This window comes from Rhodothermales bacterium (assembly GCA_039944855.1).
GTDB lineage: Bacteria > Bacteroidota > Rhodothermia > Rhodothermales > JANQRZ01 > JBBSMX01.
In genome coordinates this window covers 1-5,148 of sequence record JBDUXZ010000038.1, presented here as the reverse complement: position 1 = coordinate 5,148, position 5,148 = coordinate 1, and the positions used below count along the sequence as shown (strand labels likewise).

General features: G+C 62.8%; 3 protein-coding genes. 1 reads left to right on the top strand and 2 read right to left on the bottom strand.

Going from position 1 to position 5,148, the window contains the following annotated elements; all coding sequences use genetic code 11:
* Both ABJF88_18885 and ABJF88_18880 read right to left on the bottom strand, forming a co-directional pair.
* Nucleotides 1-361: tetratricopeptide repeat protein (locus ABJF88_18885; GenBank protein MEP0549007.1), on the bottom strand; the 361-nt coding region annotated here is incomplete at its 3' end.
* Between the two features lie 1,010 nt (nt 362-1,371).
* The gene (locus ABJF88_18880; protein MEP0549006.1) at nt 1,372-2,214 is read right to left on the bottom strand and encodes a D-hexose-6-phosphate mutarotase; all 843 of its coding nucleotides are present in this window, start codon (nt 2,212-2,214) and stop codon (nt 1,372-1,374) included.
* 428 nt (nt 2,215-2,642) lie between these two features.
* On the opposite strand from ABJF88_18880, the gene ABJF88_18875 reads away from it, so the two are divergent.
* The gene (locus ABJF88_18875) at nt 2,643-3,887 is read left to right on the top strand and encodes a site-specific integrase (protein ID MEP0549005.1); all 1,245 of its coding nucleotides are present in this window, start codon (nt 2,643-2,645) and stop codon (nt 3,885-3,887) included.
* Nucleotides 3,888-5,148: the final 1,261 nt, after the last annotated feature.

The window sequence follows — 5,148 nt, the reverse complement described above, 5'->3', positions numbered from 1 at the left end:
GCGGGCGGTACGGGGAGTCGGGCGAGAGCCGCTCGTACTGGGCGAGGACGAAGAGGGCCTCGGCCTCGGCCCCGGCGCCCTCGTGGGCGACGCCGAGGTAGTAGAGCGTCTTGGGGTCGTCGGCGTCGAGGGCGTAGGCGCGCTCGAGGGCCTGGCGGGCGGGGTCGAACCGCTGGAGCTGGGCGTAGGCCTCGCCGAGGTCGCGGAGGGCGCCGGCGTCGGCGGGCTCGCGGAGGGTGCGGGCCTCGAGCTCGGGGAGGCGGGCGCGGAAGTCGGCGGTGGTGAGGGCGGCCTCGGGCGCGCACCCGGCGAGGGCCGAGGCGAGGAGGAGGAGGCACAGCGTGAGGCGTAGACGTTGCATAGCCTAGTCGCGTAAAAAGGATTGCGAGAACGTTCCACCGTCGGGGTCCGAGATCAGGGCTGGCGCCCCCTCAGCAGCGGGGGCTTCCCGTGCATCGCCGCCGACGCCTAGTTATGAGCGAGCAGATAAAATCGAATAGCCCCAAACGCTCCTCGCTGGCATTCCTCCCCGATGTCGCTGCGGCTGACCTACTTGCTCACCACCCAGTCTGCGTCGCATCAGCCGTCGAGTTGCCCCTGGCGTGCGAGCTACCGGCATCGCGGCAAGGAGAACGGCGAATCTGAGCAAGGCATCCACTGGGGTTTCAAAGGGCATCGCGTGGCGTCTGGGGATCGTTACTGGATAACGGGAAGGACCAACGGGGCGATGCCGTCTGACCGGTCCGCTATATCCAGCAGGATGAGCCAACCTCGTTGGGCAGGGGGTCAGCAGGGTCGGATAACCCTTTGGAGTATCGGGAGTTTACATCTCATTTCCTACCCATTACTAACATTTGCCACATCCCTATTTATCTCAATACCATGACGCCACAAGCTCATTCTTGCCAACAGGCGATTACAGTGTCGGCTCTGCTCTTTCGTCGGGTGCAGCGCTAGGTACTCGCGGAGCACGCTCGCGCATGGGCCCTCACGCGAACGAGTGCTTCGCTCACCGGGACGACGGCCCGACCACGCCGAGGCGTGATACTACGACCGCGAACTCTACCGCGACGGCGTCCCCATCGCCGTACCCGGCCGCCACGTGGCACGGCTCCTGAGCGCTGCAGCCCACCAGCCACCGCGAAGCTAGCAGGGACGCGGCCGGCTCCCGGGCGCGACCTGCCCCGACAGGCTCTCGACAAACGCTGCCTGAATAACGCAGCCTCCAGCTCGATAACGAGGGTTATGTTACTCACTGGATATAGCTTGAGTGTGAGCGCTACTGGGATAACCCTTATCCATACACTCACCCTTTCCGCCTGTGGCCAAGGGTACGCCCGTCCTCTGGACGCACAGGGAGAGGCGTCGCGCTTAGCGTGCGCGCACGGTGATCGTCTGGATGCCCTCCCACGTCGCACCGGCATCTACAACGGCCGGTCGATGCACCTGGGCCGCTTCGACGCACAGCATCCGCCGGTAGTCCTCTTCTGGAAGATCGACCAGGCCGGCCGCTCCCTCGCGCCACGGGTTCCACACGACCACATCTTCGAACCCGGACTTCTCCACCTCGATGAGGCGCCCGGCCGCCTCGTCCCGCACCACGACGCGGTCCGGCGCGCGCTCGTAGACGGAGTCCAGCGGGCCGCGCACTCGGAGCGGCCCCTCTTGAACGGCGCGCCGCCCGTCGGCCGTCTTGTCGCGATAGCGGGTGCCACCGAGCCCCTCTACCCGTACGCGCTCCACGTCCCCCACGCGGAGGTACGTGTGGAGGGCGGCCGTGAACGCAAACGGCTCGCCGCCGACGTTGCGAACGCGCAGGGCCAGCCGGAGCCCGTCGGCGTCAGACGTGGGAGGGGACTCCACGGCGAGGCCGAGGGTGAGGCGGAACGCGTGGGGCCAGTGCTCGCGGGTCTCGGCGCTATCGGTCAGGACGAGGGCGAGCGCTTCGTCTGGCTGCGGCTGCGTCTCCTGCCACTTCGCGGTACGGGCGAAGCCGTGCCGGGGAAGGGGCCCGAGGTCGTCGAACTGAGGGAAGATGACGGGTACCCCGCCGCGGATGGCTCGGGCGGGGTGCTCGGCGGCAAGCGGGCTGAGGTAGAGCGCCTCACCGCCAAATGCGGGGCACCAGCGGACGACGTGGCCGCCCTCCAGCGCCACCGATACGTGCGCGCCGTCACGGTCGGCGTGGAGCAGGGAGTGTCCGGGTAGGTCCATAGCGCGTGGGGGTCGCGGATCCGGCAAGATACAGATCCGGCGGTCCCTGCAATGGCCCCACGGCCTCGTCTACCGAGAGCCCCTCACTGCGCAAGGATTCGTACCGGGCGCGCAGCCCACGTCACTCCGTTCGATACGCGGATCCTACCGTTCGACGTGAACCCGGCCATCATAAATACAAGCGGCCCTCCCGATACCGAGAGGGCCGCTTGTAGTGGAGCGAAGCTCCTGTGCCCACGAGAGGGACATAATTCGCAACGCAATACCACGCTCTATTACACACAAAGTGGCTTCATCGCAGCTTTTTGGCGTATATGCAACGCTACCGAACACGTCCGTTACGGCTTGAAACGGCTTACACCTTGACCACAACCTTGACCATATATTTGTAGCCATCCGTACTCATCCGCCCCTCTAGTCTGACATCGATGGCAACGATCACACCCGTACTCAGCCGACGCCCTAAAAAAAACGGCGAGCATTCCCTCCAGCTCCGTATCACCGACAGCGACGGTCTTTCCAACTACCTAAGCTTAAAAGTGTCGGTGCGCGCGTCTCATTGGAACGCCCGCTCGTGCTCCGTTCGCCGTACGCACCCCAATCACGAAGCGATAAATGGCATCATCGCGAAGGCCGTAGCGTCCGCGAAGGAGGTCGTCTATGACCTGTCGTTGCGTGAAGGCAGCGTAGCGGCTGCTGACGTGAAGGATCGGATGCGGGGCACGCGCTCCACGCAAGCTGGGGCTTCGTCGTGTGATTACTTCGAGTACGGCGACCGCTTCGTGAAGGCCCTGCTCGCCGAAGGACGCATCTACTATCACAAGAAGCAGAAAACGAACCTTGCCAAATTCCGAGCCTTCGCGGGTGCCCCCCTCCCCTTCGGCGACATCAGCATCGACCTGCTCCAAAGGTACAAGGCCCACCTCATCGGTCATTACGGCAACAAGCCCGGCACCGTAGCGACGAACTTCAGGGGGCTGAAGACGATCTTCCTCAAGGCTGCCCGCGATGGGACGCACCCCATTGACTACAACCCGTTTATTGCCCTGAAGATTGAGGGCGGGAAACCTGCACGGCTCAAGCTTTCCGAAGCAGAGCATCGGCGGATCCTCGAACTCAACCTCGAACACGGCACGCTGATTAGCCGTGTTCGCGACACCTTCGCCTTCAGCTATTTCACCGCCGGGATGCGATTCGGTGACGTTTGCAGGCTAAGAGCGTCGAACGTCGCTAACGGACGGCTCGTCTACACAATGCACAAGACGGGCCACGTTCAGTCCATCGTGTTGCTCCCGCAAGCAGAAATCATAGCACGGCGCCACTTGACGCGTCCGGAATGCGGCGGCGTGGTTGACCCGTATGTCTTCCCTATCCTTGAGGGGTACGACCTATCTACCCCTCGCAAAGAAGTCAGCGCCATCTCGTCGCAGAACGCGCTTACGAACAAGTACCTGAAGAAGATTGCGGAGGTAGCGGAGGTACCAGCCACCTTGTCGTTCCACATCGCGCGCCACACCTTCGCCGATCACACCCGTCGCCGTGGCGGGGGACTCTACACCATTTCTAAGGCGTTGGGACACCGTTCGCTTAGCAACACGCAGACGTATCTGGCGAGTATGGACACCGACGCGGTAGACAACGAGCTATTGAAGATTCATGGCAACGGAGCGTGAACAGCGGGCCCGCAACGAGGAACAACCTGCCCTCGCCCGCGACGCGAATCCCAAACATTGAGCGGGTATGATTCCGGATTTTACCTTCGGCGTCGAAGGTGCCATCTCGGCTGGTGGTCTATCGAGGAATTCGCAGCTCGCTAAGCTGATAGCGGCTTCAATCCCCGGCGCGGCCTGTCCTATCGGGCTCCTATTCGCGGAGAGGCTCTTTGGGATCCCGTCGCCATTCACCGTAGACGGGGCGAATCAGCGGCTCCGACTAGCGACGTTTCTATACTCCCCCAATGCTAAGCCGCCGCGAAGGGCGTCACGGGCAATGCGCGGCGGCTTGACCGGTGCGGATAGAAGGACAGAGGAGCCGGGTTACGAGTTTGCACGCTTGCTGTTTAGTCAGGGCCAACAGCGGCTTCGAACGATATCTGAAAACCCTACCTACGAGACGCATCGTGCATTTCAAAAGGTCGCGCACGAGTGGTCCGGAGAGTTGCGCAACGTTCGGTCAGCATTTGACAGCGCGTGGGCGCGCTTCCTGCTCGCAGCCGAGCCAATGGCTAATTCGCTATGTGAGGCGGCAGGCATCTCCCCGCACGTAGCGGGCGAAGTAGACGTAAGACGGTTCGACCGGGAACGTCTTCGGGACAACTTGTATGCCGATGAGGCCGTGGGCGTGGAGTATTGGAGGTCGCTCTCCTACGCCGGAGCCAAGGGCATTTGGGATGTCTTGTTCCTACGGAACAGGTTCGTTGAAAGCGTCCTTCTCGGCCGGTTCAGACAAGAGCGCGCGTCACGGATGTCTGAGGACCTTCCGCATCTCTCATCTATTGCCGCTCTTTGTAGTTGGTGCACGGAACATGGCACCTACTTTCTAGGCCCTCATATAGACGACGCGGTGGTCGCGTTCGAAGAAAGTCGAAGCCACCGTGTCCCGACCCTGTTTCGACTCGGGCTTCAGGTCGAGGTCGTCACGCTGCTGACGGAGCACGCGTTTGCATCTTCAGTACCGAAGGAGGATGAGTGGGCTCCCGTCGTGGAGGTTGAGTTCGTCCCATGCGGAAAGGGGGAATACCATCACAACACCCCGTGGTTGCGCCACCATTATGCGCGGCTATCGAGTCTGGGTTCTAAGAGACTGTTTGGGGAACGGCTCAGTGGAAGCCTATGGGCGCCCGTCGGCGTCTGGAAGAGCCCTGATTCGCTCACCAGACGCCCGGACCCATGCGCTCGCAACGCTACGGCTCCGACCTGACGGACGCCCAGTGGG